The sequence below is a fragment of the Rhizobium sp. 01T437 genome (genome assembly GCF_056398505.1).
Window position 1 is genome coordinate 355,700 of sequence record NZ_JBFTPM010000005.1, and the last position, 23,811, is coordinate 379,510.

Below are 23,811 nucleotides of genomic sequence, written 5' to 3' on the forward strand. Positions count from 1 at the left end.
CGGGCATGGTCTGCCGCGATGAGTACAGATTCGTCCGATCTTTTTGGCGCGCTTTTCGAAGCCCCGCCCGTGACCCGCACGGTTCCGGTGCTGGTACCGATGCCGGCGCCAAGGCCCTATTCCTACTCGGTGCCTGAAGGCATGGCGGTCGAGCCCGGCTCGGTGGTGCAGGTGCCGCTTGGGCCGCGCCAGGTGATCGGTGTCGTCTGGGATGGCGGCGAAGATGGTGTGGATCCAAAGAAGCTCAGGCCCATCACCCATGTCTTCGATTGCCCGCCACTGACCAAGGAGATGCGGGATTTCATCGACTGGGTCGCCGCCTATACGCTTTCCCCACCCGGACTGGTCGCGCGCATGGCGCTGAGGGCGCCGAATGCCTTCGAGCCGGAGCCGATGGTGGAAGGATTGCGCTTCGTCGGCGGCGAGCCGGAGCGGATGACGCCGGCGCGCGCCCGCGTTCTCGACACCGCCGCGGACGGGCTGTCCTGGACGCGGACCGGCCTTGCGCATGCTGCGGGTGTTTCCACCAGCGTCGTCGATGGGCTCATCGCGCTAGGCATTTTCGAGACGATCTTCCTGCCGCCGCCACCTGTCGTCGCCGAGCCTGATCCGGACTTTACCGGTGYCCGCCTCGAAGGACCGCAGAAGGAAGCTGCCGAGGAAATTCTGGATGAAGTGCGCAAGGGCGAGTTCGCGGTTTCGCTAATCGACGGCGTGACCGGCTCCGGCAAGACGGAAGTCTATTTCGAGGCGATCGCCGAGACGCTGCGACAAGGCAAGCAGGTCCTGATCCTGCTGCCCGAAATTGCGCTGACTGCGAGTTTTCTCGAACGCTTTCAGGATCGGTTCGGCGCGAAACCTGCCGAATGGCATTCCGACCTTGCGCCGCGCACTCGCGAAAAGGTGTGGAGGCAGGCGGTAACGGGAGAGGTGCGGGTCGTTGCCGGCGCGCGTTCGGCGCTGTTCCTCCCTTTCGAAGATCTCGGCCTCATCATTGTCGATGAAGAGCATGATCCTGCCTATAAGCAGGAGGATCGCGTCTATTACAATGCACGCGATATGGCGGTCGTTAGGGCGCGGATCGGCGATTTTCCCGTAGTACTCGTTTCGGCGACGCCTTCGGTCGAGAGTCAGGTCAACGGCCAGAGCGGTCGCTACAGCACGATCCATCTGCCGACGCGTTTCGGCGATGCCGCGCTGCCCGACCTGCATCTGGTCGACATGCGGCGCCATGCGCCGGAACGCGGCGGTTTTCTGTCGCCGGTACTGGTCCGGGCGATCGGCAAGACGGTGGAAAAGGGCGAGCAGGCCCTGCTCTTCCTCAATCGCCGCGGCTACGCGCCGCTGACGCTCTGCCGTGTGTGCGGTCATCGTTTCCAGTGCCCGCAATGTTCGAGCTGGCTGGTGGAGCATCGCTTCCGCCGGCAGCTGCAATGCCACCAGTGTGGCCATTCTGAGCCGACACCGGAGGCTTGCCCGGAATGCGGAACGCTCGACCACCTCGTCGCCTGCGGGCCGGGTGTGGAACGCATCGCCGAAGAGGTGGAGCGGCATTTTCCTGACGCGCGCACCATCGTGCTCTCTTCCGACATCATGGGTGGAGTGAAGCGGCTACGGCTGGAGCTCGATGCCATCGCCAAGGGCGAGGCGGATATCGTCATCGGCACGCAGCTTGTCGCCAAGGGGCACAACTTTCCGCTGATGACGCTGGTCGGCATTGTCGATTCCGATTTGGGGCTGGCAAATGGCGACCCTCGCGCGGCGGAGCGGACCTTTCAGCTTCTGTCACAGGTTACGGGCCGCGCCGGTCGAACGGGCCTGAAGAGTCATGGCCTGCTGCAGACCTATCAGCCGCAGCATCCTGTCATGCAGGCAATCGTCTCCGGCGATGCGCGGGCTTTCTACGATCGCGAAATAGGCGAGCGGGAACGCGCTGCCCTGCCGCCCTTCGGCAGGCTCGCCTCGATCATCGTATCGGCAGACACGCGGCAGGATGCGGAAAACCATGCGCGCGGCATGCGCAACGTCGCGCCACAGGTTTCGGGCATTTCCGTTCTAGGACCGGCGGAGGCGCCGTTGGCGCTGGTGCGTGGGCGCCATCGTTTCCGCCTCCTCGTGCATGGTCGCCGGAATTCCGACATGCAGGCCTATCTCAGGGCGTTGCTCGCACAATCGCCGAAGGAGCGCGGCTCGGTTCAGGTGCAGCTCGACATCGATCCGCAGAGCTTCCTGTAGATCATTTGCGCCCAGCGTTTTCGGATGTCGCTGATCGTGGCATAAACGCAGAATCAGCTGATGATTTGGGGGGCGGCATGGAATTCTACTTTCCGACGGAATTTGGCGAGCAGCTTGCCTTTGGTGCTGCGGCCTTCACCGCGCTTGCCGGCTTTATTATCATGTTCGCCCCCGGTCTTGCCATGCGGGCTTTCGGTCTGGCGCCACGGGGCGAGCGGCGTGAGGGTTACAGCGAAGTTCGATCGATGGGCGGCCTCTATCTTGGTCTCGGGGTTGCCGCGATCATGCTGGCGCAGGACTGGACCTATCTGGCGCTCGGAGCTTCCTTCGCGATGGCTGCTTTTGCGCGCATCATCTCCATCCTTTCTGATAGGGGGAGTACGCTCCTCAATTATTTACTTCTGGTTGTACAGGCGGTCATAGCCGCATTGCCCCTGCTTCATGTGTTTGGCTTCCTTCAGGGCTGATCCAGAGCCGAAATTAAAGCGTTTCGCAGGCCGCTCTCGGGTGTTTCGGCAATTTTGCTGATAGAAAATCATGCGAATGGCGTATTCGGGCGTTACGCGTGTTGCGAGTCCGGACATCCTATGTTAGACGGACCCCGAATTTCGGAAGAAGCAAGAGGCTTCTCTTGCGATTTCTGGGGGAAATCAAAACGAATTCAAAGTCATAGGTTCGGCGCCCGCCGAAAGTCGGATTTTGAATTGAAATCAGGGAAATTTGTGCCCGTGGCAGACACGTCCCAGCTTACTTCTGGTGTTGCAGAGCGCTATGCCTCGTCGCTTTTCGAGCTCGCGCTCGAAGAAGGCGCCGTTGACAGCGTTACCGCTGATCTCGATCGTTTCCAGGCGATGCTGGACGAAAGCGAAGACCTGAAGCGCTTTGTCCTGAGCCCGGTCTTTTCCGCAGAAGATCAACTCAAGGCCATCATCGCTCTCAGCGAAAAGGCTGGTCTCTCTGGCTTCTTTGTCAATTTCCTGAAGGTCGTGGCGCGTAACCGCCGCCTGTTTGCCCTGCCGGGCATGATCAAGGCCTTCCGCATCATTGCCGCCAACCATCGCGGCGAAATTTCTGCCGAAGTCACTTCGGCCCATGCTCTGATCGCAGAGCAGGAAAATGAATTGAAGGCGGCGCTGAAGGGCGTCACCGGCAAAGACGTGGCGATTGCTGTCACGGTTGATCCGTCAATTCTTGGTGGTCTGATCGTCAAGGTCGGGTCCCGTCAGATTGACACGTCTCTTCGTACCAAACTCTCTACCCTTAAGCTTGCATTGAAAGAGGTCGGCTGATGGATATCCGCGCTGCGGAAATTTCCGCAATTCTTAAAGACCAGATCAAGAACTTCGGCAAAGAGGCAGAAGTCTCGGAAGTCGGCCAGGTTCTGTCCGTTGGTGACGGTATCGCTCGCGTTTACGGCCTGGACAATGTTCAGGCCGGTGAAATGGTCGAGTTCCCCGGCGGCATCCGCGGCATGGCGCTCAACCTTGAATCCGACAATGTCGGTGTCGTTATTTTCGGCTCCGACCGCGACATCAAGGAAGGCGACACTGTCAAGCGTACCGGCGCGATCGTCGACGTTCCGGTTGGTCCGGAACTGCTCGGCCGCGTTGTCGACGCTCTCGGCAACCCGATCGACGGCAAGGGCCCGATCAATGCGACCCGCCGTTCGCGCGTCGACATCAAGGCTCCGGGCATCATTCCGCGCAAGTCGGTGCATGAGCCGATGTCAACCGGCCTCAAGGCCATCGACGCGCTCATCCCGGTTGGCCGCGGCCAGCGCGAGCTCGTCATCGGCGACCGCCAGACCGGCAAGACCGCAATCCTTCTCGATGCGTTCCTCAACCAGAAGGCCATCCATGACAACGGTCCGGAAGGCGAAAAGCTTTACTGCGTCTACGTCGCCGTCGGCCAGAAGCGTTCGACCGTCGCGCAGTTTGTCAAGGTGCTCGAAGAACGCGGCGCACTGAAGTATTCGATCATCGTCGCTGCGACCGCTTCCGATCCGGCACCGATGCAGTTCCTGGCTCCGTTTGCCGGCTGCGCCATGGGCGAATATTTCCGTGATAACGGCATGCATGCGCTGATCGGTTATGACGACCTGTCCAAACAGGCCGTTTCCTACCGCCAGATGTCGCTGCTGCTGCGCCGCCCGCCGGGCCGCGAAGCTTATCCGGGTGACGTTTTCTACCTGCACTCGCGTCTTCTCGAGCGCGCTGCAAAGATGAACGACGACAAGGGTGCCGGTTCGCTGACCGCTCTGCCGGTCATCGAGACCCAGGGCAACGACGTTTCGGCCTTCATTCCGACCAACGTGATCTCGATCACCGACGGCCAGATCTTCCTCGAAACCGACCTGTTCTATCAGGGTATCCGCCCGGCCGTTAACGTCGGTCTGTCTGTTTCCCGCGTCGGCTCCGCGGCTCAGATCAAGGCGATGAAGCAGGTTGCCGGCTCGATCAAGGGCGAACTTGCCCAGTATCGCGAAATGGCCGCCTTCGCCCAGTTCGGTTCGGATCTCGACGCTGCCACGCAGCGCCTGCTGAACCGCGGCGCGCGCCTGACCGAACTCCTGAAGCAGCCGCAGTTCTCGCCGCTGAAGACGGAAGAGCAGGTCGCTGTGATCTTCGCAGGCGTCAACGGCTATCTCGACAAGCTGCCGGTCGCATCGGTCGGCAAGTTCGAACAGGGCCTTCTGTCCTACCTGCGTTCGGAAGGCACTGCCATCCTCGATGCGATCCGCACCGAAAAGGCTATCAGCGACGTGACAAAGGGCAAGCTCACCGCTGCTCTCGACAGCTTCGCCAAGTCTTTCCAGTAATCGGGCCAGGTTAGGACGGATAACGGATGCCTTCACTTAAGGATCTGAAAAACCGGATCGCCTCCGTCAAGGCGACGCAGAAGATCACCAAGGCGATGAAGATGGTCGCCGCGGCGAAGCTTCGGCGTGCGCAGGAGGCGGCCGAGGCCGCCCGGCCTTACTCGCAGCGTATGGGTGCGGTCCTGGCGAACATCGCCAAGGCCGTTACCGATGCGGACGGCGCGCCGGTCCTGATGACCGGCACGGGCAAGGATCAGGTTCACCTGCTCGTCGTCTGCACGGCCGAACGTGGCCTGTGCGGCGGCTTCAACTCGCAGATTGCTCGCTTTGCTCGCGATCACGTTCGCAAGCTGGTCGCCGAAGGCAAGACGGTGAAGATCTTCACTGTCGGCAAGAAGGGCTACGACATCCTGCGTCGCGAATTCGCGTCGCTGATCGTCGAGCGCAAGGAACTGCGCGAAGTCAAGAAGATCGGTTTCGAGAATGCCGACCAGATCGGCAAGCGTCTCATCGAGATGTATGAAGCCGGTGAGTTCGACGTCTGCACGCTGTTCTATTCGGAATTCAAGTCGGTGATCAGCCAGATCCCGACCGCGCAGCAACTCATCCCGGCCAAGGCTCCTGAAGCTGTCACCGAAGATGCAGCCCATGCTGGTGCCGTCTATGAATACGAGCCGGATCCGGCGTCGATCCTCGACGAGCTGATCCCGCGCAACATCTCTGTCCAGATCTTCCGCGCTCTCCTTGAGAACGTTGCGGGCGAAATGGGTGCCAAGATGAGCGCGATGGACAATGCGACGCGCAATGCTGGTGAGATGATCAACAAGCTGACGTTGAGCTACAACCGTCAGCGTCAGGCTCAGATCACCAAGGAACTGATTGAAATCATTTCGGGCGCGGAAGCGCTCTGAGGTTAGGAAAAGAGGGTCAGAAAATGGCTGAGGCAGCTACCCCCAAGACCGGCTCTGTCGGCAGAGTCACACAGGTTATCGGCGCCGTCGTTGACGTTGCTTTCGAAGGCGAACTGCCGAAGATCCTGAACGCGCTGGAAACCGACAACAACGGCAACCGTCTGGTTCTCGAAGTTGCTCAGCACCTCGGCGAAAACGTAGTCCGTACCATTGCGATGGACTCGTCCGAAGGTCTTGTTCGCGGTCAGAAAGTCACTGATACCGGTGCTCCGATCATGGTTCCGGTCGGTAACGAGACGCTCGGCCGTATCATGAACGTCATCGGTGAGCCGGTCGACGAAGCTGGTCCGTTGGTTACCGCTCACAAGCGTTCGATCCACCAGGACGCTCCGGCTTATGTCGATCAGTCCACGGAAGCGCAGATCCTTGTCACCGGCATCAAGGTCGTCGATCTTCTCGCGCCTTACGCACGCGGCGGCAAGATCGGCCTTTTCGGTGGTGCAGGCGTTGGCAAGACCGTTCTCATCATGGAACTGATCAACAACGTTGCCAAGGCGCATGGTGGTTACTCGGTTTTCGCAGGGGTCGGTGAACGCACCCGCGAAGGCAACGACCTCTACCACGAAATGATCGAATCGAATGTCAACAAGCACGGCGGTGGCGAAGGCTCCAAGGCTGCACTCGTTTACGGCCAGATGAACGAACCGCCGGGCGCTCGCGCTCGCGTCGCTCTGACGGGTCTTACGGTTGCAGAACACTTCCGCGACCAGGGCCAGGACGTTCTGTTCTTCGTCGACAACATCTTCCGCTTCACGCAGGCTGGCTCGGAAGTGTCGGCTCTGCTCGGCCGTATTCCTTCGGCCGTGGGTTATCAGCCGACGCTCGCAACTGACATGGGTCAGATGCAGGAACGCATCACCACGACGACGACGGGCTCGATCACCTCGGTTCAGGCCATTTACGTTCCGGCCGACGACTTGACTGACCCGGCACCGGCAACCTCGTTCGCCCACCTGGACGCAACGACCGTTCTGTCGCGTTCGATCGCTGAAAAGGGCATCTACCCGGCCGTCGATCCGCTCGACTCCACGTCGCGCATGCTCGACCCGATGGTTGTCGGCGAAGAGCATTACGAAGTGGCCCGCAAGGTCCAGTCGACGCTGCAGCGCTACAAGGCTCTGCAGGACATCATCGCGATCCTCGGCATGGACGAACTGTCCGAAGAGGACAAGATCGCCGTTGCCCGCGCCCGCAAGATCGAGCGCTTCCTGTCGCAGCCGTTCTTTGTTGCCGAAGTCTTCACCGGCTCGCCGGGCAAGCTCGTTGCTCTCGAAGACACGATCAAGGGCTTCAAGGGCCTCGTCAACGGCGAGTACGACCATCTGCCGGAAGCAGCCTTTTACATGGTCGGTTCGATGGACGAAGCTGTCGAGAAAGCCAAGAAGCTCGCAGCAGCTTGATGAGCGACGCTCAGGACGAGATATTCTGCTGCGACACCCTCAAAAGTGTCGTGACAGAGCTTCCTGAACCGGCGGCGCCGACCATCTACCGTGCCGATAACGGCGTGATGATGATGGTTGTCGGGCTGGCCCAGAGCGAGGAAGGCCTCGGTTATCTCGACCATGCGATAATGCACTGCCCGTTCTGCGGGACCAAACTGCAAGATGCAGAAGCCATAGCCGAGAAGGTAAGTCACTGATGGCTGACAATTTCAACTTTGAGCTCGTTTCGCCGGAGCGTCTGCTGCTGTCGGAGATGGTGACCGAGGTCGTCATTCCCGCGACCGAAGGCGAAATGACGGTCATGGCCAATCATGCGCCGACGATGACGACCATCAAGCCGGGCATTGTGAGCGTTCGTTCCTCTGCCGGCTCGAAGCAGGACTACGTCGTGTTCGGCGGTTTCGCCGACATCCTGCCGACTGGCTGCACGCTGCTTGCCGAATCCGCTGTTCCGGTCCAAGAGCTCAACAAGGATGAACTCACTCGCCGCATCGAAGCTGCGAAGAAGGAACTCGAAGATGCCGAGCATCACGAGCACAAGTCCAGGCTAGAGCACTTTATCCTGGAACTGACCCATCTGCGCGGTGTCGTCCAGCAGGACTGATCGGCTCAGCCAGAGATAAAAAGAGTGAGAAAAGCGGCTTTCAAGGCCGCTTTTCTTTTTGCCAAGCCCGCCGCAACGGGCTTCAGCCATGCGTTGCCGGCAGCACGGAGAACCGCATGGAGGTGACCAAGACATCCTGGAAAGTTTCTTGATGCCGGGCAGGCAGTTCTCATCACGGCGAAGGTTGCGGTTTCCACTCGGACCACGGAAACGAAAACAGGCGGCCTTTTACCGCCTGTGCCGGAGATTTCCTTAGTAGGAGCTTCTTAGAAGCCAGTGCCACCGCGCAGTTCGGACAGCAGCGTGCCGAACAGGATCTTCATATCCAGCCGGAGGCTGAAATTTCTGATGTAATAGATATCGCTGGCGATGCGGGCGCGTGCCTCTGTCGGGCGCTCTGTCGGGCCGCGCCAGCCGCGCGTCTGGGCGAGGCCGGTAATGCCCGGCCGCATCAGATGGCGATAATGATATTCGGGCACCAGTTCCTCGTAGAGCATGCCGGCCGCGCGCATGTTGATGGCATGGCAGCGGGGGCCGACGAGCGACATATCGCCTTTGATGACGTTGAGAAGCTGCGGCAGCTCGTCGATGTTGGTCTTGCGCAGGAATGCGCCGATCCGCGTCACGCGCCGGTCACCCTTGACTGTCTGTTCGATACCGGTGGGATCGCAGAGATCCGCCCGCATGGAGCGAAACTTGTAGACGGTGATCTTGCTGCCCTTCAGGCCCCAGCGAATCTGCCGGAAAAACACCGGCCCGCCATCATCGATCACGATGAGAAGTGCGATCGTCAGAAGGACGGGAAACAGGACGACCAGAGCGCATGTTGCACCGAAAATGTCGAAAGCTCTCTTCAAGCCGAGCTGAAGCCTGTTCCGGCCATCCAAAGAGGCAAAGCTTTCGGGTTGGCGAATGTTGGAATTCGCTGCGTCGAGAGCCATCATCTTCACTGTTTTTGCAGCGAAGGCCGTGTCTTGAAGCTTATTTGAGGTAAACACGTTCATTAAGCAACGTCCGTGGAAATACTCGCATATTGCGTCGCGCTGGCACAAATACATGGACGAGATCGATTTGTCACCCGCTTCCTTAATGTTTTCGTAACCGTAACAGAGCCAAATTTGGGAGTATTTCGAATATGTCCCTGATATTTTTGGTTGGCTGGGAATTAACTATATTGAGTAATGGCTGAATTCTTGCGCGTTATGCGTGCGGCGCGCCGTATTGCCTGTCGTTCGACAGCGAAATAGCTGAAGCTTGCGAGAAGAAAAATGATCGCCGTCGCAAAGATGCAGCCGATAAACCAGTCCCGTAGCGGATGATCTTCGCCGATGCCGAATATGGCCGGAGAGATCGTCTGCATCGAGGTCAGAACGATATCCTGCCAGATATAGATGCCGAATGAGACGGTTGCCGTGAAGCGCATGAAGGCATTGTCGAGCGATGCCGCAAGCAGCACGGAGCGCGAGAGGGCTACAAGCGCAACAGCGATCATGACCGGAAACAGCGGAAAGGCGTAGGGGATTCCGAGCCATCCATAGGCTTCCCAAGGTCCGCCTGTTGACAGCGGCAGTTGGAAGCTGGCGGTGACCAGGCAGGCGAACGCAACGATGTCGAACCAGATCTGACGTTTTCGCGGCAACATGATCTGAATGCCGGCTGTGAGCGCACCGAGCGCAAAGACGGCGAAGAAACCGACAGGATTATAGTTCGGCATCCACTCCTTCGCGCCGCCCTGCATGCCAAACTGCCAGCCACGATCAATCTCGTTGGGGGGAACAAGCGTGCGGAAGGTCTCGTGGGCAAGCAGCGTCACGGCAATGATGCCGAGCCAGGCAAGGCGCGTGACGAGCGGAGAACGGTGTTTTTCCGGGATAACGAAAAGCCAGAGGAAGCCAAGCGGCAGCAGCACGTAGCTCGTTACTTCGAAAGATATGGACCAGAGCGGGCCGTTGCCTTCGACAGGAAAGAAGGTGCGCCAGTGCCATTGGCTCATGAAGAAGAGCCCGCTGACATAGCGCATAACAAGTTCCGGCGTCAGTGCGTGCCCGAGCAACGTAATGCTGAGGATGAAGCCCGCCGTCAGAGCCACCCAATAACCTGGCACGATGCGGGCCGCACGACGCAGCACATAGGTGCGCAGATCAGGCATGGCGCAACCGGCATCAAGGGAACGCCAGAACGGCAAGGCCAGCAGGAAACCGCTGAGGATGAAGAAGATGGCGACGCCGAAATTGCCGAAGCGCAGGGCAGTCAGCGTCGGCTGCAATCCCTCGGTCTTGTTGAGGTCGATGCGCAGAATGAGATGGTGGATGAGGACAAGCAGGCAGGCGGCTGCACGCAAGAAATCCGCTCCGGCCACCCGGTCCTGCTGCTGCATGTCACTCCCTCGCTCCTTGCTGGATTTTGCAGCGGAAAGCTGCTGCCAGCAAGGGCAGGCTCATCTCAGCCAAGCAGATCGTTGGTGTAATACCCGGAAAAGTCGGGCTTTTCCTTCAGCGCCGCACCATTGGTATCGAGCAGGATGCCATGGTCGAACAGGAAAGCGCCGATCGCTTCGGCCTTGGCCGGATTGATGATGCCGATCGTGCCATTGTCGCCCTTGAGGAAATGGCCTTCGACCAGCGCTTTTTGCGATGCCTTGACCAGTTCGGTATTCAGCAACGCGCCGTTGCTGCCGGCAATCAGGAGGTCACAGGCCTCGTCCGGATTTTCGACCGAATAGGCGTAACCCTTGAGCGTTGCCTGGATGAAGGCGCGGGCATTTTGCGGATTGGCCGAGAGATAGGCGTCGCTGGAAGCGATCGCGGTCGTCTGTTCGTCGGGAATGCCGTAATCGCTATAGCGCCAGCGGCCGACCTGCCGGTTCTCCAGTTGGGCCGCGATGCCCTCCCAGGTGTAGATTTCCAGCGTGAAATCCACGGCGCCGTTATCGAGCGCCTCATAGGCCGAGGTGCCGAGCGTGACATTCTGGAAGGTGCCCTTGCCGCCGTCGTTGCGGATCATCGCGGAGACGAGCGCCTCCTCCCATGCGCCGCCGAAACCGCCATAGGTTTTTCCGTCCAGGTCCTTGGGACTTTTGATATCGTTGCGGCCGCCCTTGAAGATCAGCCTGCCGGTTTCCGTCTGCACGACGGCATAGACGAGTTTCACATCAGCGCCGGCGGCGCGCTGGGTAAAGGTCTCGATCTCTCCGCAAATGCCGAAATCGGCAACGCCGTTCGCGACCAGCGTGCCAGCGCTGGTATCGGCATAGGGCAGGATCTCGACATCGAGGCCGGCGGCCTCATAGAAGCCTTTCGCCTTGGCGACATAAATGCCGATATGATTGGTGTTCGGTGTCCAGTCGAGTGCGATGCGCACCTTGGCGGCGGATTGGGCGAAGGCAGCACGGCCGGCGAGGCTTGCGGCCATGGCGGCAAAAAGGGTTTGTCGGCGGGTGAGAAGCATCGGGACCTCCTCAGGTTCTTTGCGGATGCAGCAATGTTTGAAGAATTTCGGTTTCGATCGCCTGGGCGGCCGGAGAGCCGAGATCGGCAAGCGTGCGCGGCCTTTTCAGCGGCACTTCGAATTCCCTGATCACGGCCGCCGGGCGGGCCGAAAGCACATAGATGCGGTCAGACAGGAAAACGGCTTCCCGCACATCATGGGTGATCAGCAGGGCCGTCCAGCGATGATCGGTCCACATGCCCTGCAGCCATTCCTGCATCTGGGTGCGGGTCAGCGCGTCGAGGGCCCCGAAGGGCTCGTCGAGCAGCAGCATGTCCTGCCGCTGGATCACGGTGCGCAGCAGGGCCGCGCGCTGGCGCATGCCGCCCGAAAGGGCCGCGGGATAGTGATGTTCGAAACCGGCAAGGCCGAAGCGTTCAAACAGAGGGGCGGCAGCCGCTCGCGCCTGGCTGCGGCGCATGCCGTGCACTTCGAGGCCAAGGATCGCATTGTCGATGACGCTGCGCCACGGCATCAGCGCATCACGCTGGGGCATGAAGGCGAATGCGTGCGCCGCTTGTGAAAGCAGCATGCCGTCAAAGAGAATGTCGCCTTTATCGGCCTGCAGCGCCTGTGTCAGCAGGCGGAGGATCGTCGACTTGCCGGAGCCGGAGGGACCGACGATCGAGACGAATTCGCCTCTGGCGATATGAAGAGAAATGTCCTTCAGCACTTCCATGTCGTCGAAGGACTTCGAGACGTTCTTCAACTCAAGCATCCCGCTCATGGGCGTTTCTCCGCAGGAGATTGCCAGGGCATGACGAAACGCTGCACCGCCAGCGTGAGACCGAAGAGGCAGAGGGTCAGGAGGGCGCTCACGACGACGGCGGCAAGCACGAGGTCGGGCCGGAAATTGTTCTTGGCATTGAGGATATAGATCCCGAGGCCACGTGCGGCACCTGCATATTCGGCGAAGATAGCGCCGACCACGGCATAGGTGATCGAAATGCGCAGGCCGGCAAAGAAGAAGGGCATGGCGGAGGGGAGCCTTGCCAGGCAGAAGATGCGCCAGCGGCTTGCCTTCATGGAACTCAGAAGCTCGGCGATATCCCGGTCCGTCGCTTCATAGCCCTGCAGCAGGGCGACCAGCAGCGGAAAGAAGGTGACGAGAGCGACGAGCAGAAGCTTCGGCAGCAGCCCGAAACCGAACCAGAGCACGACCAAGGGGGCAATCGCGACCAGCGGCAATGTCTGGCTGACGATGAAGAGCGGCAGCAGCGCGCGGCGCATGAAGGGCACGAAATCCATCAGCACAGACGAGGCGAAGGCGAAGACCAGCGACAAAGCGAAACCGCCGAGCGTCGCGCCAAGCGTCGGCCAGGTATTGTCGAGCAGCGCCTGCCTGTTCAGCCAGCCCTGCGTAAGGATGCGCGAAGGCGAGGGCAGGATGGAGGGTTTGATGCCGGAGAGATCGACATAGAGCTCCCAGACGGCCAAGAAGGCAAACACGGCAAGAATGGCGGGCAAGGCCCGCCTCAGTGGTGTAAATATCGAATCCGGTTTCGATAAGGTCATTGCCGTCAGGCGTCTCAGGCTTTGCTCGGGCTGTTCGCGGAGACCGTGATATCCAGCGTCACATGGCCTTCGGGATCGCCGAAGCGATAGAAGGCTTCATGAATGGTCGCGAAGATCGCGCCGGCGTCGCCGCGCAGCTTGGTGCAGAAATTCTTGGAGCGGTCGAATGTGCCCGAGCGCTTCAGGAAATCGATGCAGCCGTAAATCTCGTCCATATGGGTGCCTGTTCCCATAACGTACAGAGAAAATTGGGCGGCCGTTGGCTGGCCGGTTTCTGTGGTGTCCTTGACTGCCGCGATCGCGGCTTCCACTCGCTCGGCGAGCGGCTCGGATCGATTGGAAGACAGGCCGGCGCCGCAGATTGCATCATCCGGTTCGCCGGGGCAGCCCCGCGAGATCGCGGCGGACAATACGCAATGCTCGCCGCTTGCGGCAGCCGAGACGAAGAGGTCGCGCATGGCGGCAAACAGCACGTCGGGCGGGCCGACCATCAGCGTGGAAATATCGTCGGTTTCGATGCGAAGATGATCACGATAGGGGTCAAGAGCCTTGATCGCTTCAAGGATGATGCCGACGAAATTGCCGGACATCGGATATAGAGACACTTGTGCGCCGGAAAACATTTGGACCTCGCTCCGCTGGCATTACCCAGATCAGCTTTGAAGGGTCCGGAGGCATGCGCCTCACATCTCAGCCCCGGCAATTCGGAGCTCCCCCGTGAAATTGTGGCGGAAGCTAGCACCGGGCCTGCGATACCGCAACCGTAAAATTCCCATCCGGCTACACGGTCGGAAAGGGCCAGGGCAGTTCGGACGCAGCTGTCAAGTGTCGGGAGGAACACCCGGACGGAGGTCCTGTCCGGGTGYCCAGCCGGTTCCGTACCTGCCAGAAACGGAATCGGATGTCGTTGTCTCAGGCGGCGATGCCGGCATAAGGAGTGTCGCTGCGGGCAGCGATCAGCGCCTCAGTCCACCATTGCAACTGGGCCATCATTCGGGAAAGCCGGCGCAACGCATCCTCCGGATCCTGCAGCCGGCCGTCATTGTCGAAACGGCGCCAGGGGGAACTGAAGCTGACGGCATCGCAGATCGTGACGGCGTGAAGCTCCGCAAAGACGAGGCGGAGCTGTTCGACCGCCCGCAATCCGCCGGAGACGCCGCCATAGCAGACGAAAGCGATCGGCTTGCCGTGCCAGGGCTCGGCGAAGAGATCGATGAGGAATTTCAGGGAAGCGGTGAAGCTGTGGTTATATTCCGGCGTGACGAGGATGAAGCCATCGGCCTGATGGAGCCTATCTGCAAGCCGTCTTGCCTCCGGATGATGCGGTACATGCTCTCGCGGCAGCGAAAATGCCAGCGGGTCGATGATGTCGATCTCGAATTGTGGAAAGCGGGTCAGCTCTCTTTCGAGCCATTTCACAACCCTGTCGCAGATGCGCCCCTCGCGCGTGCTGCCGTAGATGACGGCAAGCCTCATGGGTTTCCGCATGCATTGCTCCTTCTCGTTGCGGCTTTACGGCCTCGGGAGCGCAGTCTATAAAACCTCAACTAATATTGAGGTCAATGGGTCATGCAGAAAAATCCGGCATTCTCCTTGAGCAGGCTCCTGACGGTGGGCGAGGTGGCAGAGCGCAGCGGACTTGCGGTTTCCGCCCTGCATTTCTACGAGGCGAAGGGGCTGATCTCCAGCATCCGCACCCGCGGCAACCAGCGCCGCTACGGCCGCGATGTGCTACGGCGCCTCGGCATTATCAAGGTGGCGCAACGCGTCGGCATTCCGCTTGCCGAAATCCAGACTGCCTTCGAGACCCTGCCGCAGAGCCGGACGCCGACAGTCGAGGACTGGCAGAAACTGTCGGCGCTGTGGAAGGATGATCTCGATGCCCGCATCAAGCAGCTGAGCCTGCTGCGCGACCATCTGACGGGCTGTATTGGCTGCGGCTGTCTCTCGATCGACGCCTGTCCGCTGCGCAATCCCTTTGACGTGCTCGGCAGGCAAGGCGCCGGTGCGCGGCTTCTTGATCCGGGGGCCTAGACCTTCGGGCTTTCTTTTGGCTGATGGCCGCATATGTTAGGTCTGATTGCGTAAACGGCGGGCCGACCCGCAAGGAGGAGAGCTTCGTGTTTCATCCCAAATTGTTCGAAAACCGCAATGTCGTCGTGACAGGTGCTGGCCGTGGTATTGGCCTCGAAGTTGCCCGACAGTTTCTGGATTGCGGTGCGCGCGTGCTTGTCCATACGGGGCGCCATGGGGAACGCGAACTGCCGGATTTTCTCCTGACCGCCGAATCGGAGCGCCGGGCCTTGCTGTTGCCGGCAGATTTCCTGCAGCCGGGCGGGGCTGCGGAGTTTGCGGAAGAGGCGCTCGAATTCTTCGACAAGGTGCATGTGTTGGTCAACAATGCTGGCACGATGTATGGGCGTTTTCCAGCCGGTGAGCTAACCGATGCCGATTATGAGACTGTCGTGCGCCTCAACCAGACGTCGGTGGTGGAGTTGACGCGGGCGCTGCTTCCAGCGCTCCGCGCGGCTCAGGGCGCTGCTATCGTCAATACGGTTTCGATTTCGGCGCTGACGGGCGGAAGCCCCGGTTCTGCAATCTATTCCGCATCAAAGGCATTTGTTGCGACCTATTCGAAAGCGCTGGCCAGAGAGCTTGCGCCTGATGGTATCAGGGTCAACTGCGTCTCGCCCGGCACGATCGAAACCGATTTCCATGCACGCTATTCATCGCGTGAAAAGCTGGAGCAGACCCGCAAGTCGATACCACTGCAGCGGCTCGGAACGGCAGAGGATTGTGCCCCCGCCTATCTCTTCCTGGCGGCTCCATCGCTCTCAGGTTACATCACAGGTCAAGTCCTGGAGATCAATGGTGGCCAGCTTATTTGCTGATTTGTTTGGACTTTTTTTGGGATTTCGCGACATTTGACGAATTCGCTTCTGCGAATATGATATTGTACTGATCTATCCTATTACCTCCTTCCGAGAAGCAAATGCCATTGCCTAAACCGAAGCCGGGTATGACCGGCCAGGACTTGCAGAAGCTTGCTGACAAAGCCCACGAGGCGAGCGATCTCCTGAAGGCGCTAGCCCATCAAACCCGGTTGCTCATCCTCTGTATCCTGTCGGAAGGGGAAAAGACGGTCGGCGAAATCGAGGATATCCTTGGAATACAGCAGGCTATGGTGTCCCAGCAGCTTGCGCGACTGAGGCTCGAAGGCCTCGTCAATACGCGGCGCGAAGGGCGGCTTGTCTATTACAGCATGGGCAACGAAAGCGTCATGGCTTTCCTCGAATCACTTTTCAGTCTCTTTCCGGTTGCCGAGACGGGCTGAGCCTGCCGGCTCTTGCGAAGCCGAACGGCAAGCCGCAAAGATAGGCCTCATGCCGAATTCGGCAGGGAGGCTGGATGATCGACAAGCTGGAATTCTTCATCGCACTCGCCAACGAGAAACATTTCGGTCGTGCGGCAGAGGAATGCGGCGTCTCCCAACCCACGCTCTCGGCCGCCATTCGCCAGCTCGAAGATCAGCTCGGCGTCATGCTGGTGCAGCGCGGCTCCCGCTTTCAAGGATTGACGCCGGAAGGGCAGCGCGTGCTTGAATGGGCGCGGCGCATCGTCGGCGACACGCGCACCATGCGCGAGGAAATGCGCGCCGCCCGCAAGGGTCTCTCCGGCCATCTGCGTCTGGCGTCCATTCCGACTGCGCTCGCGATGCTGTCGCGAATCACAACGCCCTTCCAGGAAAGGCATCCCGACGTCACCTTCTCCATCGTCTCGCGCAATTCGCTGCAGGTGCTGAGCATGCTTGAAAATCTCGAGATCGATGCCGGCGTCACCTATCTGGAAAACGAGCCGCTCGGGCGCGTCACTTCGGTGCCCCTCTATGCGGAGCGCTATAATCTCATCACCGCGGCCGGCAGTCCGCTCTCGGATCGCGAGAGTGTGACATGGCGTGAAGTGGGTGATCTTCGGCTTTGCCTATTGACGGCTGACATGCAGAACCGGCGTATCATCAACCGGCATTTGGCCGAAGCAGGGGCGACAGTCCATCCGACACTCGAATCGAATTCGATGATCGTGCTTTTTTCGCATGTGCGGACCGGCCGCTGGGCAAGCATTATGCCGCGTAACGTTGCGATATCATTCGGCTTTCCTGCGGAGATCCGGATGATCCCGATCGTCGAGCCGGAAGCGCACCATCTCGTCGGCCTTGTTGCTCCCTATCGGGAACCTTTCACGCCGCTTGTCTCCGCCTTGTTGCATGAAGCAAGAACACTCGTTGAAGACGCGGAACTTTGATAGAAAAAAACTATCAAGCAACGAGACTGCTTTATTGATTGCAGCCTGCTTCCCTGAGACAGTTCGGCAGAATTCGCAATGACATGGGGAGTTTTGCGGTTTTCACGGAACGCGCAAGCCGAAGGGAGGCTGCATATGAACATACCTATCGCTCAGGGCGATATCGCCGGGCGTATCCGCTCGATCGTAGCTGATCTTCGATCCCTCGAAGGCCCACTGCTCCCCATTCTGCATGAGGTTCAGGACGAGTTCGGTTACGTGCCGCAGGAGGCCCTGCCAGTCATCGCTGATGAACTCAATCTTTCTCGCGCCGAGGTCCACGGTGTCGTAACCTTCTATCATGATTATCGTGATCATCCTGCCGGTCGGCACGTGCTGAAGCTCTGTCGCGCCGAAGCCTGCCAGTCGATGGGTGGCGATGCACTGGCCGAGCGTATCAAGACCCTGCTCGGCATCGATTTTCATCAGACGACACTCGACGGCAGCGTCACACTGGAGCCGGTCTACTGTCTCGGTCTCTGTGCCTGCGCGCCGGCAGCCATGTTCGATGGCGAATTGCATGGCCGCGTCGATGACGAACTGGCGGCCGAACTCGTCGAGGAGGCGCGCCGATGACTGTGAAGATTTATGTTCCGCGCGATGCCGCAGCGCTCTCGCTCGGGGCCGAGAAGGTGGCAATGGCGATTACCCAGGAGATCGCCGCCCGCGGCCTTGATGCGACCGTCGTGCGCAACGGCTCGCGCGGAATGTTCTGGCTGGAGCCGCTGGTCGAGGTTGACGTGTCCGGGAAACGGATCGGTTATGGGCCGGTCAAGGCGAAGGATGTCGTCGGGCTGTTCGACGCGGGACTGATGGACGGCGGGGCGCATGCGCTCTGTCTTGGGGAGGTCGAGGACCTCCCGTTCCTGAAAGGCCAGACCCGTCTCACCTTTGCCCGCTGCGGCATTACCGATCCGCTTTCGCTTGACGATTACGAGGCCCATGGGGGGCTTGCCGGTCTTCGCCGTGCAGTGTCGATGCAGCCTGCCGATGTCGTCAAGGAAGTCACCGATTCCGGCCTTCGCGGCCGTGGCGGCGCGGGCTTTCCGACCGGCATCAAATGGAAGACGGTGCTCGATGCCGCGGGTTCGCGCAAATATATCGTCTGCAATGCAGATGAGGGCGACAGCGGTACCTTTGCCGACCGGATGATCATGGAAGGCGATCCTTTCGTGCTCATCGAAGGCATGGCGATTGCCGGGCTCGCGACCGGCGCCACGAAAGGTTTCGTCTATACGCGCTCGGAATATCCGCATGCGATCGCCACGATGGCGCAGGCGGTGGAAATCGCCCGCAAGGCTGGCATTCTGGGCGCTTCGGTGCTCGGCTCCGGCAAGGAATTCGACATGGAGATCCGCACCGGTGCGGGCGCCTATGTGTGCGGCGAGGAAACGGCGCTGCTCAACAGCCTCGAAGGCAAGCGGGGCATCGTGCGCGCCAAGCCGCCGCTGCCGGCGCATAAGGGCCTGTTCAACTGTCCGACCGTCATCAACAACGTGATTTCGCTCGCGTCGGTGCCTGTAATCATGGACAAGGGGGCCGCTTTCTATCGCGATTTCGGCATGGGCCGGTCACGCGGCACCATCCCGCTGCAGATCGCCGGTAATGTGAAATATGGCAGTCTCTACGAAACCGCCTTCGGTCTTTCGCTCGGCGATATCGTCGAGAAGATCGGCGGCGGTACGGCGTCCGGCCGGCCGGTGAAGGCGGTGCAGGTGGGCGGGCCGCTTGGCGCTTATTTCCCGCGAGCGCTCTTCGATACCCCGTTCGACTATGAGGCGTTTGCAGCCAAGGACGGCCTTATCGGCCATGCCGGTCTCGTCATCTTCGACGATACGGCCGATATGCTGAAGCAGGCGCGTTTCGCGATGGAATTCTGCGCCGTAGAAAGTTGCGGCAAGTGCACCCCCTGTCGCATCGGCTCGACGCGTGGTGTCGAAACGGCCGATAGGATCGCTCGGGGCATCGAGCCCGAAAAGAACCGCGAACTGCTGGCCGACCTTTGCAATACGATGAAGTTCGGATCGCTTTGCGCGCTCGGTGGTTTCACGCCCTATCCTGTCATGAGCGCGATGACGCACTTCCCCGAAGATTTTGTCCCGACTCCTCTCATTGAAGCGGCGGAATAGGCCATGTCTCTCATTCACGAAATCGACTACGGAACGCCGGCTTCGAAATCCGAAACGATGGTGACGCTGACCATCGACGGCCGGCAGGTGACGGTTCCCGAGGGAACCTCGATCATGCGCGCCTCTATGGAGGCCGGCATTCAGGTGCCGAAGCTCTGCGCGACCGATATGGTCGATGCCTTCGGTTCCTGCCGCCTCTGTCTGATCGAAATCGACGGCCGCAACGGAACACCCGCCTCCTGCACCACGCCGGTGGCATCCGGCATCGTCGTCCATACGCAGACGGAGCGGCTGAAGAATATCCGCCGCGGCGTCATGGAGCTTTATATCTCCGACCATCCGCTCGATTGCCTGACCTGTGCGGCCAATGGCGATTGCGAGCTGCAGGACATGGCGGGTGCCGTCGGTCTGCGCGACGTGCGCTACGGCTACGAGGGCGACAACCACGTCAAGGCGCGCAACAGCGGCGAGATCAATCTGAAATGGATGCCGAAGGACGAGTCCAATCCGTACTTCACCTATGATCCGTCGAAGTGCATCGTCTGCTCCCGTTGCGTGCGTGCCTGCGAGGAGGTGCAAGGCACCTTTGCGCTGACGATCGAGGGGCGCGGTTTCGGGTCGCGCGTTTCGCCCGGTATGCACGAGCATTTCGTCGATTCCGAATGCGTGTCCTGCGGCGCCTGCGTGCAGGCCTGCCCGACCGCGACGCTGACGGAAAAATCAGTCATCCGCATCGGCCAGCCGGAACATTCAGCCGTCACGACCTGCGCTTATTGCGGCGTCGGCTGCTCCTTCAAGGCGGAAATGCGCGGCGAGGAGCTGGTGCGCATGGTGCCGTGGAAGGATGGGCAGGCAAACCGCGGCCATTCCTGCGTCAAGGGTCGCTTCGCCTATGGCTACTCAACCCACAAGGACCGCATCCTCAACCCGATGATCCGCGAGAAGGTGACGGATCCCTGGCGTGAGGTGACCTGGGACGAGGCCTACGCCCATGTCGCTTCCGAGTTCCGCCGCATTCAGTATCAGTATGGCCGTGAAGCGATCGGCGGTATCACATCGTCCCGCTGCACCAACGAAGAGACTTACCTTGTCCAGAAGCTGATCCGCGCCGGCTTCGGCAACAACAATGTCGATACCTGCGCCCGCGTCTGCCATTCGCCGACCGGCTATGGACTGGGCCAGGCTTTCGGCACATCGGCCGGCACGCAGAATTTCGACAGTGTCGAACAGTCCGATGTGGTCATCATCATCGGCGCCAATCCGACCGACGGCCATCCGGTCTTCGGTTCGCGCCTGAAGAAGCGGCTGCGGCAGGGTGCCAAGCTTATTGTCATCGATCCGCGTCGTATCGATATTATCCGCTCGCCGCATGTGGAGGCATCTTTCCATCTGCCGCTGAAGCCCGGCACCAATGTCGCAATCATGACGGCGCTTGCGCATGTGATCGTGACCGAAGGCCTCTACGACGAGAAATTCATCCGCGAGCGTTGCGACTGGTCGGAGTTCGAGGATTGGGCGGCTTTTGTCGCCGAGCCGCAGCATAGCCCGGAAGCCGTCGAGAAGTTTACCGGCGTGAAGCCGGAAGATGTGCGCGGCGCTGCCCGGCTTTTCGCGACCGGCGGCAATGGCGCCATCTATTATGGTCTCGGCGTGACCGAACACAGCCAGGGCTCGACGACGGTCATGGCGATCGCCAATCTTGCCATGGCGACCGGCAATATCGGTCGTCCCGGCGTCGGTGTGAACCCGCTGCGTGGCCAGAACAATGTACAGGGCTCCTGCGACATGGGCTCCTTCCCGCATGAGCTGCCGGGCTATCGCCACATCTCTGACGATGCGACGCGCGATATCTTCGAAAAGCTCTGGGGCGTGAAGCTCAATAACGAGCCGGGCCTGCGTATTCCGAACATGCTGGATGCTGCCGTCGACGGCTCCTTCAAGGGTATCTATATTCAAGGCGAAGACATTCTGCAGTCCGATCCGGACACCAAACATGTCGCCGCCGGCCTTGCCGCCATGGAATGCGTCGTCGTGCAGGATCTCTTCCTGAACGAAACGGCGAACTATGCGCATGTCTTCCTGCCGGGTTCTACTTTCCTCGAAAAGGACGGCACCTTCACCAATGCCGAGCGCCGCATCAACCGCGTGCGTAAGGTCATGACGCCACGCAACGGCTATGGCGACTGGGAAGTGACGCAGAAGCTCGCCCAGGCCATGGGCCTCGACTGGCACTATACGCATCCGTCCGAGATCATGGACGAGATTGCCGCGACGACGCCGAGCTTCGCTTCGGTCTCTTACGACTATCTCGACAAGATGGGCTCCGTTCAGTGGCCCTGCAACGAGCAGCATCCGCTCGGCTCGCCGATCATGCATGTGGATGGATTCGTGCGCGGCAAGGGCAAGTTCATCCGCACGGAATATGTGGCAACCGACGAGCGCACAGGTCCGCGCTTCCCGCTGCTTCTCACCACCGGCCGCATTCTGAGCCAGTATAATGTCGGGGCGCAGACACGCCGCACCGACAATGTCATCTGGCACTCCGAAGACCGGCTGGAAATTCATCCGCATGATGCCGAACAGCGCGGTATTCGCGATGGCGATTGGGTGAAGCTCGGCAGCCGCTCCGGCGATACGACGCTGCGCGCATTGATCACCGATCGCGTGGCGCCCGGCGTCGTCTATACGACCTTCCACCACCCGGATACGCAGGCGAATGTCATCACGACGGACTTTTCCGACTGGGCGACCAATTGCCCGGAATACAAGGTGACGGCGGTGCAGGTTTCGCCCTCCAACGGCCCGTCCGAGTGGCAGGTCGAGTATGACGAGCAGGCCCGTCAGTCCCGCCGCATCGCCAGCAAGATGGAGGCGGCGGAATAATGACCGAAAGGCCGACCCGCATAAGCGTGACGGAGGTCGCCCGAAGGGGCGGCGTCATGACACGGGGCGAGCGTATCGTGCCCGAGGAAGTGCCGATCGCCTTTTCCTATGGCGGCAGTTCTCATGCGGTCATGATGGGCACGCCCGGTGACCTCGAGGATTTCGCGGTCGGTTTCAGCCTTACGGAGGGCATTATCACCGACCGCAGCCAGGTCGCTGGTGTCGAGCTCATCGAGGACGAGAAGGGTATCGACGTCCAGGTGACGCTTGTTGATGATGTCGAGGACGCGCTCAGAAAGCGGCGGCGCAGCATGGCGGGGCCTGTCGGCTGCGGCCTCTGCGGCATCGAGTCGATCGAGCAGGCGGTCAGGAAGGTGCCTGATGTTTCCAAGACCGAGCTGTCGCTGTCGCATGCTGATATCGTGCAGGCGATCGCGCTGCTCAACGATTCCCAGCCGCTGCATCGCGAGACGCGAGCCGTTCATGGCGCCGGCTTCTACATCCCCGGCAAGGGATTGATCGCCGTGCGTGAGGATGTCGGCCGGCACAATGCGCTCGATAAGCTCTGTGGCGCCGTCATCAGGGCGGGGCAGGCCGGCGCTTCCGGCGCTGTCGCCGTTACCAGCCGCCTTTCCGTCGAAATGGTTCAGAAGACGGCGATCCTCGGCGCGCCCGTGCTGATCGCCATTTCCGCGCCGACGGCACTTGCCATCCGCACGGCCGAGGAAGCCGGCATGACGCTTGTCGCCCTCGTTCGCGGTGAGGATTTCGAGATTTTCACCCACCCGCATCGCCTGTCGCCAGGAAGCATCGCCGATGTCGCATGATACCAAGACCAAACTCGTCTATATGGCAAACCAGATCGCAACCTTCTTCAAGACACAGCCCGAAGGCGAGGCTGCACAAGGGGTTGCAACGCATATCAATAAATTCTGGGAGCCGCGCATGCGGCGGCAACTCTTCGAAATCCTGGAAAAGGAAGATAATGGCCTCGACGCACTCGTGCTGCAGGCCGTGCCCCTGATCCGGAAACCGGAGCCGGCAGAACAGCCACTTCGATAGCCAAGACCATTGCAGAAGTTTTCGTTGGCCGTGAGGATGTCGCCTGTGGGAGTAAATTCGATCACGGCCTGCGAGCGTGAAATGGCTTCGAGCTTGCCGGCGTCCTCGACGGCGCGCTTCTTGGCCTCGGTAATGTCGGAGGCGAATTTCACCACCTTGAAAGGTTTGCCGTGCTTGAAGACAGGGTTGTAGGAGGCCTGGATCCAGATCTCGCGATTGCCCTTTGCCAAGCGTCATGCATGTATGGGGAGCTTGGGTAACAAAAAACCGCCCTTGTGAGGCGGTTCTTCATCTCAATTATTTGGCAAACTGCTTGGCGTGGCGA

24 protein-coding genes, 1 pseudogene and 1 riboswitch are annotated in these 23,811 nt (G+C 60.2%); of the genes and pseudogenes, 17 read left to right on the forward strand and 8 right to left on the reverse strand.

Going from position 1 to position 23,811, the window contains the following annotated elements; genetic code table 11:
* Positions 1-18: 18 nt before the first annotated feature.
* The 8 genes from AC1DM5_RS12595 to AC1DM5_RS12630 all read left to right on the forward strand — a co-directional run bounded on the left by AC1DM5_RS12595 (position 19) and on the right by AC1DM5_RS12630 (position 8,070).
* Positions 19-2,235, forward strand: a complete 2,217-nt coding sequence (locus AC1DM5_RS12595; protein WP_477975071.1) for a primosomal protein N' — start codon at positions 19-21, stop codon at positions 2,233-2,235.
* Positions 2,236-2,312: 77 nt separating this feature from the next.
* The gene (locus tag AC1DM5_RS12600; protein WP_477821980.1) at positions 2,313-2,702 is read left to right on the forward strand and encodes an AGROH133_08824 family phage infection protein; all 390 of its coding nucleotides are present in this window, start codon (positions 2,313-2,315) and stop codon (positions 2,700-2,702) included.
* 255 nt (positions 2,703-2,957) lie between these two features.
* On the forward strand, positions 2,958-3,524 hold the full coding sequence (locus AC1DM5_RS12605; RefSeq protein ID WP_477821989.1) for a F0F1 ATP synthase subunit delta: 567 nt from the start codon (positions 2,958-2,960) through the stop codon (positions 3,522-3,524).
* Positions 3,524-5,053 carry a F0F1 ATP synthase subunit alpha gene (atpA, locus tag AC1DM5_RS12610; protein ID WP_477821981.1) on the forward strand — a complete coding sequence of 510 codons (1,530 nt, stop codon included), beginning with the start codon at positions 3,524-3,526 and terminating at the stop codon, positions 5,051-5,053. Before AC1DM5_RS12605 ends, atpA begins: the two co-directional genes overlap by 1 nt.
* Before the next feature lie 26 nt (positions 5,054-5,079).
* Positions 5,080-5,964, forward strand: a complete 885-nt coding sequence (locus AC1DM5_RS12615; protein WP_477821982.1) for a F0F1 ATP synthase subunit gamma — start codon at positions 5,080-5,082, stop codon at positions 5,962-5,964.
* A 23-nt stretch (positions 5,965-5,987) separates the two neighbouring features.
* Entirely contained in the window at positions 5,988-7,424 is a 1,437-nt protein-coding gene (gene atpD / locus AC1DM5_RS12620; protein WP_310384953.1) for a F0F1 ATP synthase subunit beta, read from the forward strand.
* Positions 7,424-7,663, forward strand: coding sequence for a hypothetical protein (locus AC1DM5_RS12625; protein WP_477821983.1), 240 nt, complete (start codon positions 7,424-7,426; stop codon positions 7,661-7,663). Before atpD ends, AC1DM5_RS12625 begins: the two co-directional genes overlap by 1 nt.
* Positions 7,663-8,070, forward strand: a complete 408-nt coding sequence (locus AC1DM5_RS12630; RefSeq protein ID WP_477975073.1) for a F0F1 ATP synthase subunit epsilon — start codon at positions 7,663-7,665, stop codon at positions 8,068-8,070. Before AC1DM5_RS12625 ends, AC1DM5_RS12630 begins: the two co-directional genes overlap by 1 nt.
* 266 nt (positions 8,071-8,336) lie before the next feature.
* Here AC1DM5_RS12630 and AC1DM5_RS12635 read toward each other — a convergent pair whose 3' ends face one another.
* From AC1DM5_RS12635 to AC1DM5_RS12665, 7 genes are all read right to left on the reverse strand, one after another.
* Positions 8,337-9,074 (reverse strand): sugar transferase, encoded by a 738-nt coding sequence (locus AC1DM5_RS12635; protein WP_477821985.1) that lies wholly within the window; start codon positions 9,072-9,074, stop codon positions 8,337-8,339.
* 161 nt (positions 9,075-9,235) lie between these two features.
* Positions 9,236-10,447 (reverse strand): acyltransferase family protein, encoded by a 1,212-nt coding sequence (locus AC1DM5_RS12640; RefSeq protein ID WP_477975075.1) that lies wholly within the window; start codon positions 10,445-10,447, stop codon positions 9,236-9,238.
* 65 nt (positions 10,448-10,512) lie between these two features.
* Entirely contained in the window at positions 10,513-11,517 is a 1,005-nt protein-coding gene (locus tag AC1DM5_RS12645; RefSeq protein WP_477822222.1) for an ABC transporter substrate-binding protein, read from the reverse strand.
* Positions 11,518-11,527: 10 nt separating this feature from the next.
* Positions 11,528-12,274: an ABC transporter ATP-binding protein gene (locus AC1DM5_RS12650; RefSeq protein ID WP_477822276.1), complete on the reverse strand. Its 747-nt coding sequence runs from the start codon at positions 12,272-12,274 to the stop codon at positions 11,528-11,530.
* A gap of 5 nt (positions 12,275-12,279) precedes the next feature.
* Positions 12,280-13,071, reverse strand: coding sequence for an ABC transporter permease (locus AC1DM5_RS12655; protein WP_477822223.1), 792 nt, complete (start codon positions 13,069-13,071; stop codon positions 12,280-12,282).
* 14 nt (positions 13,072-13,085) lie between these two features.
* A complete protein-coding gene (locus AC1DM5_RS12660; RefSeq protein WP_477822224.1) occupies positions 13,086-13,694 on the reverse strand; it encodes a YkoF family thiamine/hydroxymethylpyrimidine-binding protein in 609 nt (202 codons plus the stop codon).
* Positions 13,685-13,798: riboswitch (TPP riboswitch) on the reverse strand. It overlaps the preceding gene by 10 nt.
* A 185-nt stretch (positions 13,799-13,983) precedes the next feature.
* Positions 13,984-14,559 carry an NADPH-dependent FMN reductase gene (locus AC1DM5_RS12665; protein WP_477822225.1) on the reverse strand — a complete coding sequence of 192 codons (576 nt, stop codon included), beginning with the start codon at positions 14,557-14,559 and terminating at the stop codon, positions 13,984-13,986.
* 81 nt (positions 14,560-14,640) lie between these two features.
* On the opposite strand from AC1DM5_RS12665, the gene soxR reads away from it, so the two are divergent.
* The 9 genes from soxR (at position 14,641) to AC1DM5_RS12710 (ending at position 23,486) form a co-directional block, all read left to right on the forward strand.
* Positions 14,641-15,105: a redox-sensitive transcriptional activator SoxR gene (soxR, locus tag AC1DM5_RS12670; protein ID WP_477822226.1), complete on the forward strand. Its 465-nt coding sequence runs from the start codon at positions 14,641-14,643 to the stop codon at positions 15,103-15,105.
* 86 nt (positions 15,106-15,191) lie between these two features.
* On the forward strand, positions 15,192-15,962 hold the full coding sequence (locus tag AC1DM5_RS12675; RefSeq protein WP_477822227.1) for an SDR family NAD(P)-dependent oxidoreductase: 771 nt from the start codon (positions 15,192-15,194) through the stop codon (positions 15,960-15,962).
* A gap of 101 nt (positions 15,963-16,063) precedes the next feature.
* Entirely contained in the window at positions 16,064-16,405 is a 342-nt protein-coding gene (locus AC1DM5_RS12680) for an ArsR/SmtB family transcription factor (RefSeq protein WP_007822309.1), read from the forward strand.
* A 74-nt stretch (positions 16,406-16,479) separates the two neighbouring features.
* Positions 16,480-17,373, forward strand: a complete 894-nt coding sequence (locus AC1DM5_RS12685) for a LysR family transcriptional regulator (RefSeq protein WP_113324240.1) — start codon at positions 16,480-16,482, stop codon at positions 17,371-17,373.
* Between the two features lie 135 nt (positions 17,374-17,508).
* Positions 17,509-17,988, forward strand: coding sequence for a formate dehydrogenase subunit gamma (locus AC1DM5_RS12690; RefSeq protein ID WP_477822229.1), 480 nt, complete (start codon positions 17,509-17,511; stop codon positions 17,986-17,988).
* On the forward strand, positions 17,985-19,541 hold the full coding sequence (locus tag AC1DM5_RS12695) for a formate dehydrogenase beta subunit (RefSeq protein WP_477822230.1): 1,557 nt from the start codon (positions 17,985-17,987) through the stop codon (positions 19,539-19,541). The genes AC1DM5_RS12690 and AC1DM5_RS12695 overlap by 4 nt, the downstream gene beginning before the upstream one ends.
* 3 nt (positions 19,542-19,544) lie before the next feature.
* Entirely contained in the window at positions 19,545-22,424 is a 2,880-nt protein-coding gene (gene fdhF, locus AC1DM5_RS12700) for a formate dehydrogenase subunit alpha (protein WP_477822231.1), read from the forward strand.
* Entirely contained in the window at positions 22,424-23,251 is an 828-nt protein-coding gene (gene fdhD, locus AC1DM5_RS12705) for a formate dehydrogenase accessory sulfurtransferase FdhD (protein WP_477822232.1), read from the forward strand. Before fdhF ends, fdhD begins: the two co-directional genes overlap by 1 nt.
* Entirely contained in the window at positions 23,241-23,486 is a 246-nt protein-coding gene (locus AC1DM5_RS12710; RefSeq protein ID WP_477822233.1) for a formate dehydrogenase subunit delta, read from the forward strand. The genes fdhD and AC1DM5_RS12710 overlap by 11 nt, the downstream gene beginning before the upstream one ends.
* Here AC1DM5_RS12710 and AC1DM5_RS12715 read toward each other — a convergent pair.
* Positions 23,480-23,719: pseudogene (locus tag AC1DM5_RS12715) on the reverse strand (methyl-accepting chemotaxis protein); the annotation flags it as partial. The gene AC1DM5_RS12710 and the pseudogene AC1DM5_RS12715 sit on opposite strands and share 7 nt — an antisense overlap.
* Positions 23,720-23,811 lie beyond the last annotated feature (92 nt).

What these genes read in the sequence shown, in the direction of transcription:
- AC1DM5_RS12690 (WP_477822229.1), top strand. Translation starts at nt 17,509, where the DNA reads ATGAACATACCTATCGCTCAGGGCGATATCGCCGGGCGTATCCGCTCG.
- AC1DM5_RS12680 (WP_007822309.1), top strand. Translation starts at nt 16,064, where the DNA reads ATGCCATTGCCTAAACCGAAGCCGGGTATGACCGGCCAGGACTTGCAG.
- AC1DM5_RS12665 (WP_477822225.1), bottom strand. Translation starts at nt 14,559, where the DNA reads ATGCGGAAACCCATGAGGCTTGCCGTCATCTACGGCAGCACGCGCGAG.
- AC1DM5_RS12710 (WP_477822233.1), top strand. Translation starts at nt 23,241, where the DNA reads ATGTCGCATGATACCAAGACCAAACTCGTCTATATGGCAAACCAGATC.
- AC1DM5_RS12655 (WP_477822223.1), bottom strand. Translation starts at nt 13,071, where the DNA reads ATGACCTTATCGAAACCGGATTCGATATTTACACCACTGAGGCGGGCC.
- soxR (WP_477822226.1), top strand. Translation starts at nt 14,641, where the DNA reads ATGCAGAAAAATCCGGCATTCTCCTTGAGCAGGCTCCTGACGGTGGGC.
- AC1DM5_RS12650 (WP_477822276.1), bottom strand. Translation starts at nt 12,274, where the DNA reads ATGCTTGAGTTGAAGAACGTCTCGAAGTCCTTCGACGACATGGAAGTG.
- AC1DM5_RS12615 (WP_477821982.1), top strand. Translation starts at nt 5,080, where the DNA reads ATGCCTTCACTTAAGGATCTGAAAAACCGGATCGCCTCCGTCAAGGCG.
- AC1DM5_RS12645 (WP_477822222.1), bottom strand. Translation starts at nt 11,517, where the DNA reads ATGCTTCTCACCCGCCGACAAACCCTTTTTGCCGCCATGGCCGCAAGC.
- AC1DM5_RS12695 (WP_477822230.1), top strand. Translation starts at nt 17,985, where the DNA reads ATGACTGTGAAGATTTATGTTCCGCGCGATGCCGCAGCGCTCTCGCTC.
- AC1DM5_RS12640 (WP_477975075.1), bottom strand. Translation starts at nt 10,447, where the DNA reads ATGCAGCAGCAGGACCGGGTGGCCGGAGCGGATTTCTTGCGTGCAGCC.
- fdhF (WP_477822231.1), top strand. Translation starts at nt 19,545, where the DNA reads ATGTCTCTCATTCACGAAATCGACTACGGAACGCCGGCTTCGAAATCC.
- AC1DM5_RS12635 (WP_477821985.1), bottom strand. Translation starts at nt 9,074, where the DNA reads ATGAACGTGTTTACCTCAAATAAGCTTCAAGACACGGCCTTCGCTGCA.
- AC1DM5_RS12630 (WP_477975073.1), top strand. Translation starts at nt 7,663, where the DNA reads ATGGCTGACAATTTCAACTTTGAGCTCGTTTCGCCGGAGCGTCTGCTG.
- AC1DM5_RS12660 (WP_477822224.1), bottom strand. Translation starts at nt 13,694, where the DNA reads ATGTTTTCCGGCGCACAAGTGTCTCTATATCCGATGTCCGGCAATTTC.
- fdhD (WP_477822232.1), top strand. Translation starts at nt 22,424, where the DNA reads ATGACCGAAAGGCCGACCCGCATAAGCGTGACGGAGGTCGCCCGAAGG.
- AC1DM5_RS12685 (WP_113324240.1), top strand. Translation starts at nt 16,480, where the DNA reads ATGATCGACAAGCTGGAATTCTTCATCGCACTCGCCAACGAGAAACAT.
- AC1DM5_RS12600 (WP_477821980.1), top strand. Translation starts at nt 2,313, where the DNA reads ATGGAATTCTACTTTCCGACGGAATTTGGCGAGCAGCTTGCCTTTGGT.
- atpA (WP_477821981.1), top strand. Translation starts at nt 3,524, where the DNA reads ATGGATATCCGCGCTGCGGAAATTTCCGCAATTCTTAAAGACCAGATC.
- atpD (WP_310384953.1), top strand. Translation starts at nt 5,988, where the DNA reads ATGGCTGAGGCAGCTACCCCCAAGACCGGCTCTGTCGGCAGAGTCACA.
- AC1DM5_RS12625 (WP_477821983.1), top strand. Translation starts at nt 7,424, where the DNA reads ATGAGCGACGCTCAGGACGAGATATTCTGCTGCGACACCCTCAAAAGT.